The sequence below is a fragment of the Neisseria sp. P0021.S007 genome (assembly GCF_051956855.1).
Genome location: NZ_JBQCXA010000597.1, coordinates 1 through 661, shown reverse-complemented (window position 1 = coordinate 661; position 661 = coordinate 1). Strand labels below are relative to the sequence as shown.

At 51.3% G+C, this 661-nt stretch carries 1 protein-coding gene; it reads right to left on the bottom strand.

Translation table 11 applies throughout. The annotated features are described in order from the left end of the window. On the bottom strand, positions 1-661 hold a 661-nt coding region (locus ACTHUR_RS14855), incomplete at both ends, for a branched-chain amino acid transport system II carrier protein (RefSeq protein WP_440399358.1).

Here is a 661-nt window from a genome sequence, read left to right as displayed (position 1 = left end):
CCACAAGAGCCGCCATCATGGTGCAGAAATAGACAATACGGCCGCCGCCAAACAATTTATCTGTCAAAGCCAGCAGAATGATGACGATGGTCAGCGGATACAACAGCATCAACATAGGGATGGAAAACTGCAAAATCGCTGACAGGCCTTTGTTGGCCAACAGAATAGACACCACCGTATTCAGTATTACAAAGGTTTTATAAGAAATACCCGGGCAAAGACGGTTGAAATATTCGGCACATGAAGTAATCAAGCCAACCGCCGTACTCAGACAGGCAAGCAGCACCATAACGCCAAGCAGCACAATACCGGCCGTACCGAAATAGTGTTGTGCAGTTTTAGACAAAACCGACGCGCCATTTTCCTGCAAGCCGATACCGGCCACACCTGTCGCGCCCATATAGCCAATAAACAGGTAAACTACTGCCAAACAAGAAGCCGCCAACACACCGGAAATCGTCGTTGTCTTCAGCAAGTCCGCGCGGTTGTCCACGCCCATGGCGCGAACGGCATCAATGACTATAATGGCAAACACCAGCGAAGCCAGCGCGTCCATGGTGCCATAGCCTTCCAAAATGCCTTTAACCAACGGATGAGTGACAAAATCGCCTTGCGCCGCCTGCGGCACGCCCATCGGGTTAATGGCGGCATAGCCGACCAA